General features: G+C 68.1%; 20 protein-coding genes and 1 tRNA gene. 11 read left to right on the top strand and 10 right to left on the bottom strand.

Annotated features, from left to right (window positions below; genetic code table 11):
• Positions 1–232 precede the first annotated feature (232 nt).
• The 6 genes from mscL to LTV02_RS19405 form a co-directional block, all read right to left on the bottom strand.
• On the bottom strand, positions 233–637 hold the full coding sequence (gene mscL, locus LTV02_RS19430) for a large conductance mechanosensitive channel protein MscL (protein WP_233041307.1): 405 nt from the start codon (positions 635–637) through the stop codon (positions 233–235).
• Between the two features lie 276 nt (positions 638–913).
• Positions 914–2470: a BCCT family transporter gene (locus LTV02_RS19425; protein WP_233041306.1), complete on the bottom strand. Its 1557-nt coding sequence runs from the start codon at positions 2468–2470 to the stop codon at positions 914–916.
• Positions 2471–2543: 73 nt separating this feature from the next.
• Complete coding sequence (locus LTV02_RS19420) at positions 2544–2876, bottom strand: hypothetical protein (protein WP_233041305.1); 333 nt, start codon at positions 2874–2876, stop codon at positions 2544–2546.
• A 14-nt stretch (positions 2877–2890) separates the two neighbouring features.
• Positions 2891–3118 carry a hypothetical protein gene (locus LTV02_RS19415; RefSeq protein WP_067715841.1) on the bottom strand — a complete coding sequence of 76 codons (228 nt, stop codon included), beginning with the start codon at positions 3116–3118 and terminating at the stop codon, positions 2891–2893.
• A gap of 213 nt (positions 3119–3331) precedes the next feature.
• The gene (locus tag LTV02_RS19410) at positions 3332–4630 is read right to left on the bottom strand and encodes a D-arabinono-1,4-lactone oxidase (RefSeq protein WP_233041304.1); all 1299 of its coding nucleotides are present in this window, start codon (positions 4628–4630) and stop codon (positions 3332–3334) included.
• 57 nt (positions 4631–4687) lie between these two features.
• Positions 4688–5362 carry a TetR/AcrR family transcriptional regulator gene (locus LTV02_RS19405; RefSeq protein WP_233041303.1) on the bottom strand — a complete coding sequence of 225 codons (675 nt, stop codon included), beginning with the start codon at positions 5360–5362 and terminating at the stop codon, positions 4688–4690.
• Positions 5363–5481: 119 nt separating this feature from the next.
• Here LTV02_RS19405 and LTV02_RS19400 point away from each other — a divergent pair, with 119 nt between their 5' ends.
• A complete protein-coding gene (locus LTV02_RS19400; protein ID WP_067715833.1) occupies positions 5482–6978 on the top strand; it encodes an MFS transporter in 1497 nt (498 codons plus the stop codon).
• 150 nt (positions 6979–7128) lie between these two features.
• Here LTV02_RS19400 and LTV02_RS19395 read toward each other — a convergent pair whose 3' ends face one another.
• Complete coding sequence (locus LTV02_RS19395) at positions 7129–8301, bottom strand: lipase family protein (protein ID WP_233041302.1); 1173 nt, start codon at positions 8299–8301, stop codon at positions 7129–7131.
• Positions 8302–8641: 340 nt separating this feature from the next.
• On the opposite strand from LTV02_RS19395, the gene LTV02_RS19390 reads away from it, so the two are divergent.
• From LTV02_RS19390 to LTV02_RS19375, 4 genes are read left to right on the top strand one after another with little or no spacing between them, the layout of a single operon-like run.
• Positions 8642–9061 carry a fluoride efflux transporter FluC gene (locus LTV02_RS19390; protein ID WP_233041301.1) on the top strand — a complete coding sequence of 140 codons (420 nt, stop codon included), beginning with the start codon at positions 8642–8644 and terminating at the stop codon, positions 9059–9061.
• 47 nt (positions 9062–9108) lie between these two features.
• Positions 9109–10749, top strand: a complete 1641-nt coding sequence (pgm, locus tag LTV02_RS19385) for a phosphoglucomutase (alpha-D-glucose-1,6-bisphosphate-dependent) (RefSeq protein WP_067715831.1) — start codon at positions 9109–9111, stop codon at positions 10747–10749.
• The gene (locus LTV02_RS19380; RefSeq protein WP_233041300.1) at positions 10742–11944 is read left to right on the top strand and encodes an MFS transporter; all 1203 of its coding nucleotides are present in this window, start codon (positions 10742–10744) and stop codon (positions 11942–11944) included. Before pgm ends, LTV02_RS19380 begins: the two co-directional genes overlap by 8 nt.
• A gap of 51 nt (positions 11945–11995) precedes the next feature.
• Entirely contained in the window at positions 11996–12733 is a 738-nt protein-coding gene (locus LTV02_RS19375; RefSeq protein WP_233041299.1) for a DsbA family protein, read from the top strand.
• Between the two features lie 131 nt (positions 12734–12864).
• Here the strand turns inward: LTV02_RS19375 and LTV02_RS19370 are convergent, their stop codons facing one another.
• Both LTV02_RS19370 and LTV02_RS19365 read right to left on the bottom strand, forming a co-directional pair.
• Positions 12865–13167, bottom strand: coding sequence for a hypothetical protein (locus tag LTV02_RS19370; RefSeq protein ID WP_233041298.1), 303 nt, complete (start codon positions 13165–13167; stop codon positions 12865–12867).
• Between the two features lie 394 nt (positions 13168–13561).
• The gene (locus LTV02_RS19365; RefSeq protein ID WP_233041297.1) at positions 13562–15187 is read right to left on the bottom strand and encodes a DUF222 domain-containing protein; all 1626 of its coding nucleotides are present in this window, start codon (positions 15185–15187) and stop codon (positions 13562–13564) included.
• 125 nt (positions 15188–15312) lie between these two features.
• On the opposite strand from LTV02_RS19365, the gene LTV02_RS19360 reads away from it, so the two are divergent.
• Positions 15313–15385, top strand: a tRNA-Ala gene (locus tag LTV02_RS19360).
• Positions 15386–15455: 70 nt separating this feature from the next.
• Positions 15456–16217, top strand: coding sequence for a helix-turn-helix domain-containing protein (locus LTV02_RS19355; RefSeq protein WP_233041296.1), 762 nt, complete (start codon positions 15456–15458; stop codon positions 16215–16217).
• Between the two features lie 4 nt (positions 16218–16221).
• Here LTV02_RS19355 and LTV02_RS19350 read toward each other — a convergent pair whose 3' ends face one another.
• On the bottom strand, positions 16222–16497 hold the full coding sequence (locus tag LTV02_RS19350; protein WP_233041295.1) for a hypothetical protein: 276 nt from the start codon (positions 16495–16497) through the stop codon (positions 16222–16224).
• A 198-nt stretch (positions 16498–16695) separates the two neighbouring features.
• On the opposite strand from LTV02_RS19350, the gene LTV02_RS19345 reads away from it, so the two are divergent.
• The 4 genes from LTV02_RS19345 (at position 16696) to LTV02_RS19330 (ending at position 20145) form a co-directional block, all read left to right on the top strand.
• On the top strand, positions 16696–17151 hold the full coding sequence (locus LTV02_RS19345) for a pyridoxamine 5'-phosphate oxidase family protein (RefSeq protein WP_233041294.1): 456 nt from the start codon (positions 16696–16698) through the stop codon (positions 17149–17151).
• 201 nt (positions 17152–17352) lie between these two features.
• Positions 17353–18315 (top strand): DMT family transporter, encoded by a 963-nt coding sequence (locus tag LTV02_RS19340; protein WP_233041293.1) that lies wholly within the window; start codon positions 17353–17355, stop codon positions 18313–18315.
• A 66-nt stretch (positions 18316–18381) separates the two neighbouring features.
• The gene (locus LTV02_RS19335; RefSeq protein WP_233041292.1) at positions 18382–19560 is read left to right on the top strand and encodes a cytochrome P450; all 1179 of its coding nucleotides are present in this window, start codon (positions 18382–18384) and stop codon (positions 19558–19560) included.
• Positions 19561–19689: 129 nt separating this feature from the next.
• The gene (locus LTV02_RS19330; protein ID WP_233041291.1) at positions 19690–20145 is read left to right on the top strand and encodes a hypothetical protein; all 456 of its coding nucleotides are present in this window, start codon (positions 19690–19692) and stop codon (positions 20143–20145) included.
• The last annotated feature ends 1 nt before the right edge of the window (position 20146 follow it).

Below are 20146 nucleotides of genomic sequence, written 5' to 3'. Positions count from 1 at the left end.
GCGCCTAGATGGCGCGGCTCCGGGAGCTCGAGGGCGCGCCCCGGTAGTGCCCTGCCACTCGACGGAGTTCGGCGCGGAGAGGCCATTTCCGCCATGCGTGGATCGGGATCGAGAGCCGCCCCGCCTGCGCGAAACGGGGCGAGTCTGTTGCCTGAGGGCTGCGAGACCGAGAACCTCTCCCGCCCGAGGGGGTTCGGGGGCGAAGCCCCCTGAGAGTCCCGAGAGTTGGGCCCTACTTCTTCAGCGGATCGCCCTGCTGCTTGGCGAGCAGGTCGCGGATCTCGGTGAGGAGTTCCAGTTCGGTGGGGTCGGCCTTGACCTCGGTCGGCTTCGAGAGCCGGTTCTTGAGGGTGTTCATCGGCAGGATGAGCACGAAGTAGAGGACCGCGGCGACGGTGATGAAGTTGATGGCCGCGCTGATGATCGGCCCGAGCGCCACGAAGGTGGACGGCTTGCCGGCGAGGATCTGGAATCCCAGACCGAACTCGCTGTTGCCGCCGAGCACCGCGAGCAGGGGCTCGATCAAACCCTTGGTGACCGAGGTGACGATCGCGGTGAAGGCGGTACCCATGACCACCGCGACCGCGAGGTCGATGACATTGCCCCTCATCAGGAAATCTTTGAAGCCCTTGAGCATGACGCTGACAGATCCAATCCGAGATGAATTCGTAATCTTCCGGGCCGAAGTCTAAGCGGTGAACCACCACCGTTTCGTACTCGGCGCACCCCCGTTTCCCACGTCACATAGTGCCGCTCACACCCGTCGCATCGCGCCGCCGCAAGTCACGCCTTCCCTCGTCCAGGAACCCACCTCACCCAAGGAATCCATCATGACCACCACCGCCCCCGCCGTCACCGATCAGACCGTCCAGGACGTACTCCGAGCGGACGCGGAGGCGGTGCGTGAGGCCGATCAGCTGCCGCGTTCGGCGCGGAAGGTGCGCACCAGCGCCGCGCACATGGCCAGCATGACCACGCTGAACGGCAGGGCGATGAGGATGGCCACGGTCTGCAAGGTGGTCAGTGCCGAGGCGCCGGTGCCGCTGGCCACCAGCAGCGCGATGGCGACCGCGCCCTGTGCGCAGGTCCAGAAGATCCGGCTCCAGTTGGGCGGTTCCGGGTTGCCGCCGGAGGACAGCATGTTCACCACCAGCGCGCCGGAGTCGGCGGAGGTGACGAAGAACAGCACGATGACCAGGATGGCCAGGCCGGCGGTGACGCTGCCGCCGGGCAGGGTGTGCAGCAGGGCGAACAGGGCGCTGTCGCGGTCGGGTCCGTCCGGCCCGACCAGTCCGCCGCCGCCGAACATCTCGCGGTGCAGGCCCGCGCCGCCGAAGACGGCGAACCATACGAAGGTCAGCAAGGTCGGCACCAGCAATACTCCGGCAACGAACTCTCGGACGGTGCGCCCGCGGGAAATCCGGGCGATGAACACACCCACGAACGGGGCCCAGGAAATCCACCAGCCCCAATAGAAGACGGTCCACTGCTGCGTCCAGGCGGTGCCGGTCGGACCCTCGGTGGCCCCGGTATAGAGGCTGATCTTCGGCAGCGTCTGGATATACGCGCCGATGTTCTGCACCAGGTCGTTGACGATGAACAGGGTCGGCCCCGCGACCAATACGAACAACAGCAGTAGTCCCGCGATGCCCATGTTCGCCTGCGACAGCAGCTTGATGCCCTTGTCGACGCCGGTCACCACGGAAATGGTGGCCAGTGCGGTGACCGCCACGATCAGCACCACCTGTGCGCCCTTGCCCGGTTCGTGAATCCAGCCTTGATAATTCAGGCCCGCCGAGATCTGCAGCACGCCCAGGCCGAGCGAGGTGGCGACGCCGAAGACGGTGCCGATCACCGCCACGATATCGATGACGTCCCCGCGCCAGCCCCGGATCTTGTCGCCCACCAGCGATTCCAGCGACCACCGGATGGACACCGGCCGGCCCTTGCGATGGATCGCGTACGCGATGGCCAGCCCCACCACCACGTAGATGGCCCACGGGTGAATCCCCCAGTGCAGGAAGGTCTGCACCATGGCGGCGTCCGCGCGCTGGGCCTGGGTCTCGCCGACGCCGGGACGCGGATCGTCGTAGTGGAACAGCGGTTCGGCCACGCCCCAGAACACCAGCCCGATGCCCATGCCGGCCGCGAAGAGCATGGAAAGCCATGCGCCCATGGAGTATTGGGCGGTCTCGCCGTCGTCGCCGAGGGTGATGTCGCCGTAGCGGCCCAGCCCCAGCCAGATCGCGAACACCACGAACAGCGTGACGATGACGATGTAATACCAGCCGAAGCCGCCGATCACATTGTCCTGCAAGGCTTTCGCCTGCCGGGCCGCGGTATCGCGGAAGACGATGGCGTACACCGTGAAGGCCAGCACCACGAGGGCCGCGGGCCAGAAGACCCGGGGCGCCACCGCGGCCCGGTGATGGACGGCCGGCTCGGGCGAGGTGCTGCTCGGTGCGCTCACGAAATCCCCTGTGCTGTTGGAACAACCCCGGTCCCGGGCGTGCGGACAGCCCGGGATCGGGGTCGCGTGGGTACTACTTGCCGCTGACCTTGTCCTTGACGGTGTTGACGATCTCGTTCACGGCCGCCATCACGTCCTGGGCGGCGTGTTCGAGATTGGCCCGCACCTGTTCGAGAGTGCCTTGCACATCCTCGGTATTGAGCTTGTCGGCGAACGCCTTCGCCATATCGGCGAGTTCGGCGGCCGCGCTCTGCGCACGGTCGGCGAGTTCGGCGGCGGCGCCGCTGGCACGTTCGGCGAGCTGTCCGGCGGCGGCTCCGGCCTGATCGGCCAGATTGCCGGCGGTGCTGCCGATATCGTCGGCCAGCCGTTCGGCGTTGTCGCCGATTTCGTCATTCGTCGGCATCGTGAATACCCGGCCTACTTCGATCCGCCGCCGAGCTTTTCCTTCATCTTGCCCATGAAGCCGCCGACTTTTTCCTTCATCTCGTCGGCGGCGTGCTCGAGGCGGTCGCCCATCTGGTCCGCGGCGTTCTTCATATCGCCCATGGCATTGTTCATGCCGTCGCGCGCCTTGTCGGCCGCGCCCTGCATATCGGCCTTGGCCTTGTCACCGGCTTCGTCCATCTTGTCGCCGAAAGAAGACATCGGAACCTCCTCGCGTATGGACGCGCCCGTGGGCCGGACGCGTATCCAGGACAGTTCGACGAGCTCTATCGCTTTGCAGCGATCTTTCAGCAAACAAGCATAGTCGGAATATCCAACTCTCGGAGGCTCTCAGGGGCTTCGCCCCCGAACCCCCATGCGAACGGGTCCCCGGGGCACTGCCCCGGGGACCCGGATTCGTAGCTGGGAGGGGTGTCAGCCCACCGGCCCGAGTACGCGATTGATGTACTCGTTACTGAACCGCCCCTTGGGGTCGAAGCGGTTGCGGACCTGGGCGAACTTGTCCCAGTGCGGGTAGCGCTCGCGGAGGGTTTCGGCGGTCTGGAAGTGGCGTTTGCCCCAGTGCGGGCGGCCGTTGTAGCGATCGAAGACGGCTTCGCAGGCGCGGAAGTAGGGCTCGTATTCCATGCCCTGGTACTGGTGCACGGCGATGTAGCAGGTGTCGCGGCCGCCGGCGGGGGAGAGGAAGGCGTCGTCGGGGGCGACCCAGCGCACCTCGATGGGCATCGGGGTGTCGTAGTGCCGGGCGACTTCCTTGATCTCGCGGATGGCGTCCACCGAATGCTCGCGCGGGATGGCGTATTCCATCTCGGTGAAGCGGAACAGGCGCGGGCTGGCGAACACCCGGTAGGACCGCTCCACCTGCCGCCGGTAGCTGCCGGCGTAGGCCGCGCCGCGCTGCACGTACGGGATGGTCGCGGGGTAGCGCCGGGTCAACCGGCACAGCGCGTCGAAGGCGTAATTGGTGGTGAGCACGTCGGAGAACCAGTCGACGGCCTTGCCGCGCGGCTGTTCCGGTAGCTCGACGGTGTTGTTGCGCTTGGTCATCGCGAGCGGGCTGTGCGCGAACACGTAGAACTCGAAGTGCTCGTTGCCGTCGATATGGGTGTCGAGATCCGCCAGCAGATCCTCCACCGGCTCGGGCGTTTCCACGCCTTCGAGCACGAACGACGGCACCATCTGCAGGGTGACGGCGGTGACCACGCCGAGCGCGCCCACGTTCACCCGCGCGGCCCGCCAGCCGTCCGGATCGGTCTGCTCGTTGAGCTCCACCCGGCTGCCGTCGGCCAGCATGAGTTCGACCGATTGCAGTGCGGCCGAGAGGTTCTGCAGCTTGGCCCCGGTGCCGTGGGTGCCGGTTGCGGTCGCGCCGGCCACCGATTGCACATCGATATCACCGAGGTTGGGGAACGCCAGCCCGAGCGGGTGCAGCGCATTGCTGGCGGCATTGAGCGTGATGCCCGCTTCGGCGCGCACCAGCCCGCTGGCCCGGTCCACTGAGATGATCTTGTTCAGCTTGTTCAGCCGCAGCAGCGTGCCGTCGGTGAGCACGGTTTCGGTGAAGGAATGGCCGGATCCGGCGACCCGAACGGTGCGGCCGGCGGCCTCGGCCTGAGCCAGTAGAGCGGCGACTTCCTCGGGCGTGCCCGGTTCGGCGATGGACGCCGGAGTGCAGCTCTGGTCTCCAGCCCAATTCACCCAAGAGTTGGTCATGTGACCAACTGTAAACCGTGGTTGTGATCCGCGCTACTGAAAGCGTTTTTTGTGGCGTCAGCGCTTACGGCAGGAGTAGGCGGCCGCCTTGGCCGCATCCACCTCTTCCTCGGTCAGCGGCGGAATGGTCAGCGGCAGGCGCGGGCGGCTGTCGCTGCGGATGCCGTTGAGGACCAGCGTCATATAGCGCTGCCACACATCCGGATTGACCGGCCGGGCGAAGCCCGCGACCGCGTCCACCATGTTCACCATGGCGAAGAAGTCGCCCGATTCGATCTCGGGCTGAATGGCCCCCGCGTCCTTGGCGCGCTGGATGACCGCCAGCATGCCTGGGCGGATCAGGTTCTTGAGGCAGTCGAAACGCTCCATGCTGTCGTGCATTTCGAGCATCACCTCGCCGAAGCCGCGATTGCCCGCCATATTGCGGCAGGCGTAGTCGAACAGGTCCGCGAGGCCCTGCCAGGCGTCGGGGTGGGCCAGCGCGATCTCCACGGCATTGCCCATCTCCCGGACCATGTGGTCGAAGACCTCGGAGATGAGTTCCTGCTTGTTGGCGAAGCGGCGATAGACCGTGCCCACGCCGACGCCGGCTCGTTCGGCCACATCGTCGAGGGTGACCTCGAGTCCGCGATCGGCGAAGAGTTCGCGCGCGGCCGCGATGATGCGCTGCTGATTGCGTGCCGCATCCGCACGCAAGCGCCGAGGTGGAGGCGCGGTGGTGACGTGATTCACACCCTAATCCTAACAGGGAACGGGATTAAGTGGAGGACTTATCTCCGTTTGACTGGTAGCTTCATTGCAATGAAACGGAGATAGGTTCTCCGTTAATCCTAGGGGACGAGGAAATCCACATGACCACTGCTCTGGAAAAAGAGGTGAGCGCCCCGGTCGACACCGGCCGTCGCGGCTCACACGCCATGCGCTGGTGGGTACTCGCCGTGCTCGGCGTCGCCCAGCTGATGGTCGTGCTCGACGCGACCGTCGTGAACATCGCACTGCCCGAAGCCCAGCTCGACCTCGGCTTCTCCAATGCCGACCGCCAGTGGGTGGTCACCGGATACGCGCTCGCCTTCGGCTCGCTGCTGCTGCTCGGCGGCCGCCTCTCCGATCTCTTCGGCCGCCGGACCACCTTCATCGTGGGCCTGATCGGCTTCGCGCTGGCCTCCGCGGTCGGCGGCGCGGCCGCCAATTTCGAGATCCTGGTCGGCGCGCGCGTCGCACAGGGCGTGTTCGCGGCGCTGCTGGCTCCGGCCGCACTGTCGCTGCTCACCGTGACCTTCACCGAACCGGGCGAGCGGGCAAAGGCTTTCGGCATCTTCGGCGCCATCGCGGGCGCCGGCGGCGCGCTGGGCCTGCTGCTCGGCGGCGCGCTCACCGAATGGGCCTCGTGGCGCTGGGTCATGTACGTGAACCTGGTGTTCGCGGCCGTCGCCCTGGTCGGCGCGGTCATGCTGCTGGCCAAGCACGTCGCCACCGAGCGGCCCAAGCTGGACCTGCCGGGCACCATCACCGTCACCGCGGCGCTGTTCGGCATCGTGTACGGCTTCTCGCACGCCGAATCCGACGGCTGGACCAATGGCGTCACCCTGGCGTTCCTGCTCGGCGGCGCGGCGCTGCTGGCGCTGTTCGTGTTCATCGAACTGCGGGTAGCCAATCCGCTGCTGCCCATGCGCGTGGTGCTCGATCGCACCCGCGGGGCGTCCTACATCACCGTGTTCGCCATCGGCATCGGCATGTTCGCCATGTTCCTGTTCCTGACCTACTACATGCAGCAGCAGCTCGGGTACTCGCCGATCGTCACCGGTGTGGCGTTCCTGCCCATGGTGGCCGGCATGGTGGCCTCCTCGGTCACGGTGCCGTCGATCTTCCTGCCCAAGGTCGGGCCGAAGGTCACCCTGGTGGTCGGCTTCCTGCTCTCGGCACTGGGCATGGCCCTGCTGACCCGGATCGGCGTCGACACCGCCTACGCCAGCCACATCCTGCCCAGCCTGCTGCTGATGGGCGTGGGTCTCGGTACCGCCATGTCGACCGCGTTCACCGGGGCCACCTCGGGCGTGCATCACACCGATGCGGGCGTCGCCTCGGCCATGGTGAACACCAGCCAGCAGGTCGGCGGTTCCATCGGCACCGCGCTGCTGTCGACCTTGGCCGCAACGGCTTTCGAGAACTACGTCTCCGATCACACCCCGCCCACCCCGGGCGTGCTGGCCGAGGCCGCGGTGCAGAGTTACACCACCACCTTCTGGTGGGCCGCCGCGATCTTCGTGGTCGGCGCGGTGGTGACCGGTCTGATCATCCCGAACAAGGTGCCGGTGCCCGCCGAGGGCGAACCCGTTCTCGCTCACTGAGATTCGTTCCCGCTCGGTAGGTGAGAAACGACAGCCCCGCTCGCGGACGCGCGAGCGGGGCTGCTCGGTGCCAGGGGGCCGGCGGTTGCCGGAATGCGATACGGCCCCGCTCACGGTCTGTGAGCGGGGCCGTATCGCCGAGCCTGCGAGTCAGCGGCAGTTCGAGGGTGCGGGGATGCCCGCGAAGCGGTCGGAGAGATATCCGATCGCGGTCGAGGCGCCCGGGAACATTGCCGTGCCGTGGTCGGCGCCGGGAATGATGTCGAACTGCACCGGGGTGCCCGCCGCGCAGTACCGTCCGGCCGTGTAGAGCGCCAGGTTGAGCGGCACCTGATCGTTGCTGCCGTGCCATTCGTAGAGGGGCGCGCGGATCAGCTCGGGCACGATCTCGAGGGCGTTGTCGTGCATGGTCGCGATCATGACCGGGTCGTTTTCCATACCGGGATTGAACATTTCGCTGATCCGGTGATTGGCCCCGGCCGAAATGATGTCGTCCACACAGGCATTGGCGATCCGGTCCCGCAGCGCGAACCCGGCCGGCGTCAGCGCCTGGTCCAGGGGCAATTGCCCCGGGTATTCGCGCTGGATCCCGACCGCGACCGCGAACCCGAGCCCGAACAGCGGCTGCGGCGTGTCACCCGCCTCGATGGCGATCTTGCCGGGATTGACCGGCACACCGCCCTGGGCCACGCCGACGATCGGCAATTCGGGCGCGTAGTCCGGCGCGATGGCGGCCGCGAAGCCGGTGGCCATGGCGCCGCCGGAGTAGCCGGCCAGTCCCACAGGCGAATTCGCGAGCCCGGCGGGGGCGAACCGCTTGGCGGCGCGAATGCTGTCGAGGGTGATCTGGCCGCCCAGCCGGGCCGCGCCGTACGCACTGGTCGGCCCCAGGTGGTCGGGCACATTGAGCGCCCAGCCGCGCGCCAGCAGCAGGTTGAGCGCGCTCGCCTCCTTGAGTCCGCCGTCCAGCAGGGCGTGCGACGGAGCGCATTGCAGCCCCAGTGAATTCACGAACGGCTGATACGACACCAGCGGCCGCGGTCCGGCGCCGGGCACGATCAGCGTCGTCATGGCGGCGATGGGGCCGCCCTCGGAGTTGGTGGACCGGAAGGCCAGCTGCCAGACGGTGGACCCGGGCCAGGGGTGGGCGGGGACGAGCCGCGAGCGCAGCACGTCGCCCGGCGCGAAATCGCCGAGATTCGGTGGGCCGTAGTAGAACCCGTCCGGGTCGGCGACCGGGTAGATCGCCCCCGCGTGTGCGGCCGGTGCTCCGGCCACTGCGGCGATGATCACCGCGGTCATGGTCGCGCTCTGGACCAGCATCCTTCTGATCGTTTGGCGCACCGCCAACTTCGCTCCTCCAGGCCGATGGGACAACTCCGGGCAAGCCGCACTATCCTCGCAGTTCCCGGGGTCTGTTCAGGCTCAGCAACACGCCGAACAGCTACGAATTGGCAAACTGGAGAGGAGGGTGGGTGGGTACTCGAGCCGCCGGTTCCCGCGCCGCCGATCTCCCGGTCATCGGCCGCGGCGCCCCCTCCACTCTCGGCGCGGAAGTTCGTAGACTGCTCGGATCGGGGCCGGATGGGAGCCGGGCCCGGATCGCACGGGGGGACTGTGGTGGTGTCGCAGGCGGCGGTGGTGCCCGGACGGGCGAGACGCGGTGGGTTATCGGGAACGGCGCGACGAGGATTGGGGGCAGGCGATGAGTGAAACGGCGATGACGGTGGCGTCGGCGGCCTCCGGCGGCGGGTTCGCCGCGCACTTCCCGGCTCCGGCGGATCGCGCGGGGGCCCCTCGATTCGATAGTGTCTTCCCACTGGGCACATCGTTGGTGAACGTGACCGGGTCGGCGTTGGCGTTTGCGTCGTTCGGAACGGGAGCAAACCATCGGCTGCTCGCCACCGTGGGAACCGTGTTCCCCGCGGCACTGATCATGTTCAGTACGTTCGGGTGTGAAACGGTTCGATGGGCTGAGGAGGGCGCTTACAGCTATGCGGTGGCGAACGTCGTGATCGGCGTTGCGGCAAGCCTGGCCGCGGCCTTTCTCGTTGCCTCGATCGGGCAGCGGGTGCGGCCGTGATCCTGATGACGAGCCGGGCACAGGCAATACGGAAGGGAGGCACGAACTTGGCGCACGATCGTGCCGGTCGACCCGCGCGCCCCACGGACCTCGAGGACATCGCGCATCTGGTGACGGCGTACTACAGCCGCATCCCGGACCCGTCGGATCCCGAGCAGCTGGTGAGCTTCGGGACCTCCGGGCATCGGGGTTCCTCGCTGGACTGCGCCTTCAACGAGTCGCACATTCTCGCGATCACGCAGGCGATCGTGGAGTACCGGGCGACGCGCGGCATCACCGGGCCGGTGTATCTGGCGCGGGATACGCACGCGCTGTCCGAGCCCGCGTGGACCACCGCCATCGAGGTGCTTGCCGCCAACGACGTCACGGCCATCATCGACGCCCGTGATCGGTACACGCCCACACCGGCTTTGAGCCATGCGGTGCTGCGGCACAATCGCGGCGGGACCCGGCATCAGGCCGACGGCATCGTGGTGACGCCGTCGCACAATCCGCCGCGCGACGGCGGGTTCAAATACAATCCGCCGCACGGGGGACCGGCCGATACCGTCGCCACCGACGCCATCGCCGCGCGCGCCAATGAGCTGCTGCGCAACGGGCTTTCGGAAGTGAAGCGGACTTCGCTGGCGCACGCCCTGCTCACCAAGGTGGAGCGGTACGACTATCTGGATCGCTATATCGGTGACCTACCCAATGTCCTGAATCTGGATGCCATTCGGGGCGCGGGTATTCGACTGGGCGCGGACCCCATGGGCGGGGCGTCGGTGGACTACTGGGAGGAGATCGGGCAGCGGTACGACCTCGAGCTCGAGGTGGTCAATCCGTTCGTCGATCCGACCTGGCGGTTCATGACCCTCGACGCCGACGGGCGGATCCGGATGGATCCCTCGTCGCGGTACGCCATGGCCTCGCTCGTCGCCATTCGCGACGATTACGACATTTCGACCGGCAACGACGCGGACGCGGACCGGCACGGCATCGTGACTCCCGATGCGGGGCTGATGAATCCGAACCACTACCTGGCGGTGGCGATCGAATACCTGATCGCCAACCGGATGGGCTGGGACGCGCTCACCAAGATCGGCAAGACGGTGGTGACGTCCTCCATGATCGATCGCGTGGTCGGCGTGCTGGGCCGCGACGTCTACGAGGTCCCGGTCGGGTTCAAATGGTTCGTGCCCGGATTGTTCAGCGGCAGCCTGGCTTTCGGCGGCGAGGAATCGGCCGGGGCGTCGTTCCTGCGCATGGACGGCACCGTGTGGACCACCGACAAGGACGGCATCCTGCTGGCCCTGCTGGCGGCCGAGATCACCGCGGTGACCGGGCAGAGTCCGTCCACCCGCTACACCGAACTGGAGAAGCGGTACGGCTCACCGGCCTACGCGCGGGTCGACGCCAATGCCACGGCGGAACAGAAAGCCAAGCTGGCGGCGTTGACGCCGGACATGATCACCGCGACCGAGATAGCCGGGGAACCCATCACCGCCATCCAGACCCGAGCCCGCGGCAACGGCGCGGCGCTGGGCGGGGTGAAGGTGGTGACCGAGAACGCCTGGTTCGCCGCGCGGCCCTCGGGCACCGAGGACAAGTACAAGATTTACGCGGAATCGTTCCAAGGCCCCGAGCACCTGACCCAGGTGCAAGCGGCCGCGGAGGAGATGGTGGGACGGGCGCTATCCGGTGAGTAAGACCAAATCCCTGCCGGTCGAGATCTGGGTACTGGTGGGGTCGGCCTTCACCATCGCCATCGGTTTCGGTCTCGTAGCTCCAGCTCTTCCGCAATTCGCCCGCAGCTTCGGCGTGGGCGTCGCGGCGGCCTCCTTCATCGTGAGCGCCTTCGCGCTGATGAGGTTGCTCTTCGCCCCCATGAGCGGGCGGCTGATGCAGAAACTCGGCGAGCGCCCGGTCTACCTCACCGGCCTGATCATCGTCGCGGTCTCCACCGGCGCCTGCGCCTTCGCGCAAACCTATTGGCAGCTGCTGATTCTGCGATCGCTGGGCGGCATCGGCTCGACCATGTTCACGGTGTCCTCGCTGGCCCTGGTGATCCGCATGTCGCCGCCGGCCGAACGCGGGCGGGTGTCCGGGGTGTACTCGACCAGTTTCCTGATCGGGTCGATCATGGGGCCGCTGGTGGGCGGGGCGCTGTCGTTCCTGGGGTTGCGGGCGCCGTTCATCATCTATTGCATCGCCCTGTTGATCGCCAGCCTGATCGTCTATGTGGCGCTGAAGGATTCACCCCTGGTGCTGCCCGAGGCGGGCAAGGGCGCGCCCGTCATGACCTTCCGGCAGGGGCTGGAACGGCCCGCGTACCGGGCGGCGCTGTGGTCCAACTTCGGCAATGGCGCGGCGGTGTTCGGTGTGCGGATGGCGCTGGTGCCGCTCATCGTGGTCGAGGTGCTGGGCCGGGACGCCGCCATGGCCGGTGTCGCGCTGACCGTCTTCGCGGCCGGCAATGCCGCGGTGCTGTTCCTGTCCGGGCGCTGGTCGGATCAGTTGGGCCGCAGGCCGTTCCTGATCGCGGGCACGCTGATCTGCGCGCTCGGCACCGCCGGGCTGGGGCTCGCGCCCGCGCTGCCGTGGTTCCTGGCCGCCTCCTTCGTCGCGGGGCTCGGGTCCGGGATGTTCTCCCCGGCGCTGCAGGCCGCGGTCGCCGATATCGTCGGGCCCGGTACGCGCGGCGGGCCGGTGCTGGCGGGTTATCAGATGTCGGCCGACCTGGGCACGTTCCTCGGCCCGTACGCCATCGGCCTGCTCGCCGATCACGTCTCCTACGGCGTGGCGTTGACCGCCACCGGTGTGCTGCTGGCCTCGGCGTCGGCGGTCTGGGTGCTGGCTCCGGAGACCTTGCGCCGCAACGAACCCGCCGTCGTCGCGTCCTAGGCGGCGACCCCGGGCTGGGCACCGGTCGCGGGTTGGGGCAGAGTGTGCGGGGTGAGCAAACCGACGTCGAAGCACACCCCGCAGCCGGTCTCCAGCAAGACCACCTATGCGCTGGCGGGGGTGGCCGTGGTGATGGTCGCGCTGATCGTGTTCGCGGTGTTCCAGTGGAATCGCGGCAGCGACGAGGTGCGCAACGACGGGTACGGGCCCGCGCACGACCCCGCGGTCACGGTGGCGATGGACTCCGACGGCGCGATCGTGCTGGGGAAGCCGAACGTCGCGAAAACCATTGACGTCTACGAGGATCCGATCTGCCCGGCGTGCGGGCAGCTGGAGCGCATCTACGGCCAGGAGATCGCGCAGCAGGTGGACGAGGGCAAGTTCGCGGTGCGGTACCGGCTGCTGAACTTCCTGGACGGGCAGTCGGGCAGCAAGGACTACTCGACGCGCGCGGTGGCGGCCAACGAGTGCGTGGCCCAGGCCGGGAACGGGCCGGCGTACTCGAAGTTCCATGAACTGCTCTTCACCAGCAAGCAGCCTTCCGAGGGCGGGTCCGATCACGACAACAAGGCGCTGGCCGAGATCGCCAAGACGGCCGGGGCTTCCGACGAGGCGGTCAAGTGCATCACCTCCGGGGAGCGCGTCGACAATGCCCGTAACCATGCCGAGGCGGCCGAGCAGGCGCTGTCCAAGGCATCCGACGGGCGGGTGGCTACGCCGTCGGTGTTCCTGGACGGGAAGAAGATCGACGTGAACGACGAGGGCTGGGTGCTGAACGTATCCAAGTGAGCCGCGTTCGACGGCCGCACCTTCCGGGGTGCGGCCGTTCCGCGTCGTGCGGGTGAATCGCCACCCGCACACGGCGTCCGGGCATCGCATGCCTGTCGGGAGCTGCCCGTGGCCGCCGTAGGAATCGTGGTTCAGTCGTTCAAGGCGGCTCGGCGGAGTCTGGTGGTGTAGTCGGCGGCCCGGGCGAGCGCGTCGTCGGCGGCATCGAGTTCGATGGCGGCTTCGTCGAAGACCTCCGCGGCCCCGGCCACGCAGTAACCGGGCGTGGTGAGCGCTCCGATGCCCGGGGTGTCCAGCAGCAGGCCCGAACGTGGCAGTGCTCGGTAGTCCGCGGTGAGGGCGGCCAGTTCGGTGCGTATCGCATGCAGGCGTTCACGCAGCAGAGCGCGGCGTTGCTCCAGCAGCAGGGGATCGGTGGCGGAATCCGGGTGCATGCCACCAGCATGCGAGTGTGGCGGCGACTTGCAACCGGGCGGCGAGCGCGGCAGGGACGAACATCCACAGCGACGGTGTTCGCTTCCTTATGCCGGACGGCGAGCCGGGGTACGGTGGCCGGGCGCTTGTCGCGCGCTCGAGTCGAGGATTTGGGCGGGGTGCGGCCCATCGGGGGCAACCGGGGCGAGCCGCACCCCTCGCAGGGAACCGTGCCGGACACGGTTCCGTGGATCGGGGAGTGGAAGCCGCGCTGGCCGGCGGCTTCCGGGTATTCCGAACCGGTCTTTCCGGCGCGCTTGCGGCCGGAATCTCACTTCATCGGGTGAGATCCCGGCCGAGCGCATGCCGGGCTGACGGGCGGGGTGTAGCAGATACCGGGAAAACTGTTGGCGGTCAGCGAGTTCCGGCGCGGGTGGTGGCGTCGGGGAGATCGTTGTCCGGTGTGCAGCGGGAGAGCTGTGGATGGATCAGGACGTGATCTTCCAAGGGATAGGCCAGGTCCACCGGGTAGGAGTGCCGGGCAGCCGGGGGCTCCGGGGGAATGGAGACCGGGCGCAGGAAGCAGGCCGCGGGGCGAGCGGGGGCTTCGAAATCGGTGTGTGGGAACAGATACCGCGCACCTTCCCGGACGGTTTCGTGCGGCTCGCCGGTGGGGTCGATCCATCGCAGATGATCGGGGTCGGCCAGGTAGACCCGCCACGGCTGCTTGCCGCGGTCGGCCATGGTCTTCAAGCGGTAGTGATGTCCGCAGAGCGACGCGCGGGTCGAATCGGTGGACCGCAAGACCTGGCGGGCCGAGATCGGAAGCACCTGGGCGAGCACGGTTTCGGCGGCGGGCATCGGGCATCCGGGGAAACGGCAGGTACCGTCGGCGGCCTTCACCTCGCGGGTCGAGCGTCCGGCCGGGTGGCGGCGCATGGAGGCTTGCAAGGCTCGTTCGTACGGGGTGGGGGCCACGTGCACCGGGCGTGCGACACGCGCATCGCCGATGCCCGGGCCGGTGGGCCGGGGGATTCGGGCGTCGCTGATACCGGGCGTGGCGGGCCGGACGCCGGGAGTGGCCGGGGGCTGAGATGCGTTCTCGCCGACAGCTTTCCGGGGTTCTTCGGTCTCGGTGGGCTGCTCCGGAATGACCAGGAAGGCCGAGTGTTCGGCGAGACTGCGCGCCAAGGCGGGATCGACGGGCCCGTGACCGGACAGGTAAGCCGGGTCGTCGCGCAAGCCGATGAGCGTTTCCGCCGACACCCCGATCTGGATCAGCGGCCGGCGACGCGTACGCACCGGCGCCGACTTGGGGCATGCGCGCCCGCGACCGCACGCGCAGGTCAGCCGCCCGGAACCGTCGGCCAGCGCCACCAGGGCATCGGCCCGGCGCTGCGGCATGGACCGCGGATCCTCGGCGCACACTTCCAGGCTCATCTCACGCAATCGCATGGCCACGGTCTGCGCGCCGGCCGCGGGCAGCATCCCGTCGAACACCGCCATCCCCTCTTGAATGGCGCGAATCCGCACATCCCGGTCCTCTTCGCGCTCTTCCCGCCGCCGCTGCTCACCCTCGGGATCGAATCGGATGACCCACCGTCCCGCGGTCTGCCGCAACCGATCCGGATCCGACCGCATGGCCACCTCGATCAGCCTGGGCTCCAACGTCTCTCGCACCTCCCGCGACAATCCGCGCAGGCAGTCCGCGATCACCTGCACCCGCGACAGGTCGATCCGCCCCGCCGCGAACGCCAGCTTGGTCTGCGGTAGCGAGTCCAGCGCCAGCCCGATATCGATGAGCGCCGCCGCCACCCCCTCCGACACCTGCACGGCCACCGCGACCTCGGCCGCCGCGAACTCCCCGGCCCGCACCCCGCCGGGCCCCGGCGCCGCGTTCCCGGCCCGATGCCGCCGATACACCTCCCGCACCGCGGTAACCTCCGCCGCCTGCGCGAAAGCCGCCGCCCCATGTGCCCGTCGCAGCGACTCGATCAGCTCTTCATCGCCCATCGCCTCCACCTCTCTGCTGTCGAACATACGTTCGACCATACCCCCTGAAGATCGCCCCCGCCAGCTCTTGTGCAGGCGATTTGGTTTGTTCGACCGCCGTCGTGTAACTTCGTTCAAGCAAGCGGGGCACGCCCCGTGAGCAAACTGAATACGGGGCTATGGCGCAGCTGGTAGCGCACCACACTGGCAGTGTGGGGGTCAGGGGTTCGAGTCCCCTTAGCTCCACTCGAACAAGAAAAGGCTCGGCGGCGACGCCGGGCCTTTTCTTGTTGCCCGCGGTAATTCAGAGGTGTCCGTGTCCCCCGACGACTTGATTCTCCCCTTGCCGTCCCTGGGCGATTACATCGAATTCCATCGCAAACGTCTCGGCCTGACCCGGGAAGCCTTGGGCCGGCGCGCTTTTCTCGCCCCCCGCACCATCCAGAAACTCGAACGCGGCGAACAAACCGGCCTCACCGAGGCGTCACAGCTCTCCCTCGCCCACGCACTCGGCCTCACCTCCGACCACGAGCGCCGCCACCTCGACGATCTGACCCGCGTCCACCTGCCCCGCCCATGGCTCCCCGCCCAGCTCCGCTCCGATGTAACCCCCGGTGAGCGCGCCTTTCTCGACGACCTCATGCCCCGCCCCGCCGCATATTGCAACCTGGCCTGGGAGGTAGTCGCCGCCAACGACGCCTACGAGACTCTGTTCCCCGGCCGGGTCGCCGCGAACAACGTCATGCTCTGGCTCTTCGGCCCCCAAGGCCGCAAGACCATGCTCCACTGGGACACCGAGGTCGCCAACGTGGTCGCCCGAATGCGCGGAATGTACGCCCATTTCGGCAACCCGCAGGTGGGCATCCAACTACTAGCCCACCTACAGCACGACCCCGACTTCGCCCGCCTCTGGCTCGAACGCCGAGTCTCCTTCGACCGCTCCGTCGACGAACCCCAATACGTCCGCACCGCCGCGGGCCCGGTCACCGTCCGCATGCAACTGCAATCCGTCCCCTCCGCCCGCGACCACCTCCACCTGTGCATCGCCGTGGTGAGCCCCGCTCAGGCGGGCGACTGAGTCGCTACTTGGTTTTGGGGGTGGGGCAGGTTTTGTCCCATTCGGGGACTCGGGTTACGGCGTCGTCGCTGAGTCTGGAGGTGGTCATGAAGGCTATGCCGTCTATGCAGACTTTGGCGAGGTTGGGGTGTTGGTCGACGTTGATGTACATGGTTACCGAGTCGGGTTCCTGGCCTGGGATGCCTTTGAGGTCGCGGTAGTTGCTGCCTTGTTCGCAGGCGGTCAGGAGGAGGGCGGTACCGAGTACGGCTGCGGCGAGGTGGAAGCGTTTCGCGGACATGGGGTCCCCTTCGAATCGTGATGCGGGGCAACGTCGTGATGGTGCCCTGCATTGTTGATAGCGGGAGGGGTGGGGAGAAGGGGCGGAATTCGCTTCCCTCTTCAACGTATATCGCGGTGGGGGGCTTGTGGCAAGGGGTGGGGGGTGGCGCAGAATCTCGTGGCGAATCCGTCGAGGTGGTCGAATGGGAGGAGTGTCGTGGGTGATCTGAAGGGGTTTTCGGAGCTGGTTGCGCTGGATTTCGGGTTGAGTGTGGCGGTTACGGTGCGGGGGGATGGGACTCCGCAGGCCACCGTGGTGAATGCGGGGGTGTTGCCGGATCCGGTGACGGGGGTGGAGGCGGTGGGGTTCGTTTCGCCGAGTGCTACCGCGAAGCTGGCTAATTTGCGGGGGAATCCGGCGATTGCGCTCACCGTGCGGAGCGGGTGGCGGTGGATGACGGTGGAGGGGACGGCTCGGTTGATCGGGCCGGATGATCCGGAGGCGGGGATCGACAGTGAGAAGCAGCGGCTGCTGGTGCGGGAGGTGTTCGCGGCGGCGGGGGTGGAGCAGGACTGGGATACCTATGAGCAAGTGATGCGGCAGAAGCGGGGGACCTTGGTGTTCGTGACGCCCAGCCGGATTTACTCGAATCCGATGCAGCCGGGCGAATAGTCGTGCGCGCGGGGGCGCGCATGTGACCAGAAGCACGCAGACCCTATTCAGGGTTAGTCGTTCGGCTTGTTCGTATGACATGGCATGCGCTTCACTCTTTCTCGGCAAACACCTGCCACGAGCGCAGCGCCGCGCTCCGGCGGTGCCGTGGAGGGGACGGCATCGCCGGGAAAAACGGGTGCGGTGCGGCAGACTGGCCGGATGCCGAATCATCCGGTGGGAGCGATTGCCTGCGCTTTGCTCGCGGCCCTGTTGTTCGCGATCGCGGCCGTCGCGCAACAGCGGGCCGCGGCGTCGGTCGCGGCGGACCAGCCGCTGATCGGGTCGCTGATCCGGAATCCGCGCTGGTGGGCGGGGATGGTCGGCGATGCGGGCGGCTACGGCATGCAGGTCGCGGCGCTGGCCCTGGGCGCGGTGCTGCTGGTGCAGCCGATCCTGGTGAGCGCGCTGGTTTTCGCGCTCCCGCTCGCCGCCCGATTGAACGGGCGGCGGATCACCGGACGCGAACTCGGCATGGCGGTGGCGCTGACCGCCGCGCTGGTGTGTTTCGTGGTGATCGGCAACCCCACCGAGGGCAATTCGACCGCGCCGCTGCGTGATTGGCTGATACCCCTCGCCGTGCTGCTCGGCGCGGTGGCAATCAGCGTCGCCGCTGCGGAGGCCCCGCAGATCCGAAGGCGTGCAGGCGCGGGGGAACAGGCGACGTTGCGGAGGCGAGGCGGGCTACTCGGTGCGGGTGAGCGCGCGACATTGCCGAGCCGGGCCGAGGGTGGCCGGCAGCTCGGCGCGGGGGAGCGGGCGCTGTTGCTCGGCGCGGGCGGCGGCGCGCTCTTCGGCTTGGCGGCGGCGCTGACGTCCTACGTGACCGACCTTTTCGAGCACGGCGTGGCCGAGGTGCTGAGCAGCTGGCAAACCTGGGCGCTGGTCGCCTCGGGCGCGGTCGGCCTGTATCTGCAGCAGCGCGCGTATCAGGTGGGCCCGCTTGCCGCTTCGCTGCCGGCGGTGACGATCGCGGAGCCGCTGGCGGCCGCGTTCCTGGGCCGCACGGTGCTCGACGAGCGCCTGCGCGCACACGGTTTCGGGCTGCTCGTCACGGCCCTCGCGGTGCTGGTCATGTGCGTGACGGCGGTGGGGCTGTCCCGTTCGCAGGCCGCGCCGGGGTAGTCGCGGATATCGGCGAATCGGTGAGGTCCGCGAAATGGCCTGGGCCGCACAGGAGATGATGACTCGATGCGAAGTATCTTCGATGCGGCGTTCGCCCGGGATCCGTGGGATGTCTTGCGGGAGTTGCGCGATGACGGCGGCGTGCACCGGGTGAGCACGCCGGACGGCCCGCCCGCCTGGCTGGTGACCAGGTATCCGGAGGTGCGGGCCGGCCTGCTGGACGAGCGGTTGTCCACGAATCTGAGGTATGCGGGCGAGACGGACTACCGCGGCTTCGCGGTGCCGCCGCCCCTGGACGTCTTCCAGAACAGCGAACCCGACCAGCTGGCCCGATTGCGCGGCGCGGTGGTCGGGGAATTGCGCCGCGCGGGCGAATGGGGCGAGCGAGCGGGTGAGCTCATCGCCCCCTGGCTGCACACCCTCGACGACGCCCCGGAATTCGACTTCGTCGACCGCGTGGCACTGCCGCTACCCGGCCTGCTGCTGGGCGAGCTGCTCGGCTTGTCCCCGGCGCAGCGCACGGCCCTGGCGGAGTGGGCGAACACCACCCTGCGCCCCGATGCCCGCCCGCGCGCCCGCGACACCTTGCAGATCATGCAGCGCGTCATCACCGGCGCACTCGCCCAGGGCCGCACCGACGGCGACGCCACCATGCTCGGCCGCCTGGTGCATTCCGGCGACCCGGGCGAGACCGCCGGACTGCTCTTCTACCTGCTGTTCGTCTGGTACGAGGTGCTGATGGACGTGCTGGCCGGCGCGGTGCACGCCTTCGCCGCCCGCCCGGACGAACTCGCCGCCCTGCGCGCCGCGACCGACCCCACCACGGCGGTGGACGAACTGCTGCGCTTCCTGTCCCCGCAGGTCCTGGCCGGTCCGCGCTTCGCCCGCACCGATCTGGAACTGTCCGGTCACACCGTGCGAGCGGGCGAGACGGTACTGCTCTGCCTGGCCGCCGCCAACCACGATCCCGAAATATTCGACGCCCCAGGCAAATTGAACGTGCGCCGGAACCCCAATCCGCAGCTCGCACTCGGGCACGGTGCGCACGCCTGTGTGGGCAATGCGCTGGTACGCCCGGTTATCGGCGCCGTGCTGAAAGCGATCTACGACCACTGGCCCGCACCGCGCATCGCCGTTGACGCGCAGTCGATTCCGTGGCGTTCGGGGTTCCGGCACCGAGGACCGCTCAGCTTGCCGGTCGCCGTTTCCCGAATGGGGCGAGCCGCGTCGATCGCCCCATCCTGACTTCGGCGGCCGCACCGGTCGTCGGTGTCCTCCCCTTCTGGGACAACGAGTTCGGCGGTTGGTCGCGAAATCGGACTGAGTATATGATCGCGCTCACCGCGCCTGTCAACTGCAGGAGACACGATTCGAATGGTTGCCGCACAACAGCATCCGTTCACCAGCGCACTCACCACGCTGATCAATGCCATGCACCCACCGGCCACCGTGGCGGGCCGCGAGGTGGAGATCACCCATCGCGCGCTGGCCGAGGACATCGCCGACACCACCGGTTTCGCGCTGTCGGCGAACTACCTGTGGAAGCTGCGCACCGGCCAGACCGTGAACCCGTCCTTCGAGACCCTGGACGCGCTGCGGGTGTATTTCGGCCTGGACAGCCTGGACCCGCTGACCAATCCGGAGCTGGCGGTGGCGCGCGGCCGCGAACTCGCATTGGTCAACGCGCTCAAGGGAAAAGCCGACGGACAGGCGCTGGAACTCGTCCTGCGCGACGGCCTGGCGCACGGTATCGTGCGCGCCGAGGCCATCGTGGCGATGTTGGACGTATTGCGGCGGATCGAGGCCGAGCACGGCGGGGGAGATATGTGAG

Origin of the sequence: Nocardia yamanashiensis (genome assembly GCF_021183565.1) — a bacterium.
GTDB classification, from domain to species: Bacteria; Actinomycetota; Actinomycetes; order Mycobacteriales; family Mycobacteriaceae; genus Nocardia; species Nocardia yamanashiensis.
This window is presented reverse-complemented; position numbering and strand designations above follow the sequence as displayed.

Coding starts and splice junctions, on each gene's coding strand:
- LTV02_RS19415 (WP_067715841.1), bottom strand. CDS start 3,118: ATGTCTTCTTTCGGCGACAAGATGGACGAAGCCGGTGACAAGGCCAAG.
- LTV02_RS19395 (WP_233041302.1), bottom strand. CDS start 8,301: ATGCTGGTCCAGAGCGCGACCATGACCGCGGTGATCATCGCCGCAGTG.
- LTV02_RS19365 (WP_233041297.1), bottom strand. CDS start 15,187: ATGTTCGACAGCAGAGAGGTGGAGGCGATGGGCGATGAAGAGCTGATC.
- LTV02_RS19410 (WP_233041304.1), bottom strand. CDS start 4,630: ATGACCAACTCTTGGGTGAATTGGGCTGGAGACCAGAGCTGCACTCCG.
- LTV02_RS19340 (WP_233041293.1), top strand. CDS start 17,353: ATGCCGAATCATCCGGTGGGAGCGATTGCCTGCGCTTTGCTCGCGGCC.
- LTV02_RS19370 (WP_233041298.1), bottom strand. CDS start 13,167: ATGCACCCGGATTCCGCCACCGATCCCCTGCTGCTGGAGCAACGCCGC.
- LTV02_RS19420 (WP_233041305.1), bottom strand. CDS start 2,876: ATGCCGACGAATGACGAAATCGGCGACAACGCCGAACGGCTGGCCGAC.
- mscL (WP_233041307.1), bottom strand. CDS start 637: ATGCTCAAGGGCTTCAAAGATTTCCTGATGAGGGGCAATGTCATCGAC.
- LTV02_RS19400 (WP_067715833.1), top strand. CDS start 5,482: ATGACCACTGCTCTGGAAAAAGAGGTGAGCGCCCCGGTCGACACCGGC.
- LTV02_RS19335 (WP_233041292.1), top strand. CDS start 18,382: ATGCGAAGTATCTTCGATGCGGCGTTCGCCCGGGATCCGTGGGATGTC.
- LTV02_RS19330 (WP_233041291.1), top strand. CDS start 19,690: ATGGTTGCCGCACAACAGCATCCGTTCACCAGCGCACTCACCACGCTG.
- LTV02_RS19350 (WP_233041295.1), bottom strand. CDS start 16,497: ATGTCCGCGAAACGCTTCCACCTCGCCGCAGCCGTACTCGGTACCGCC.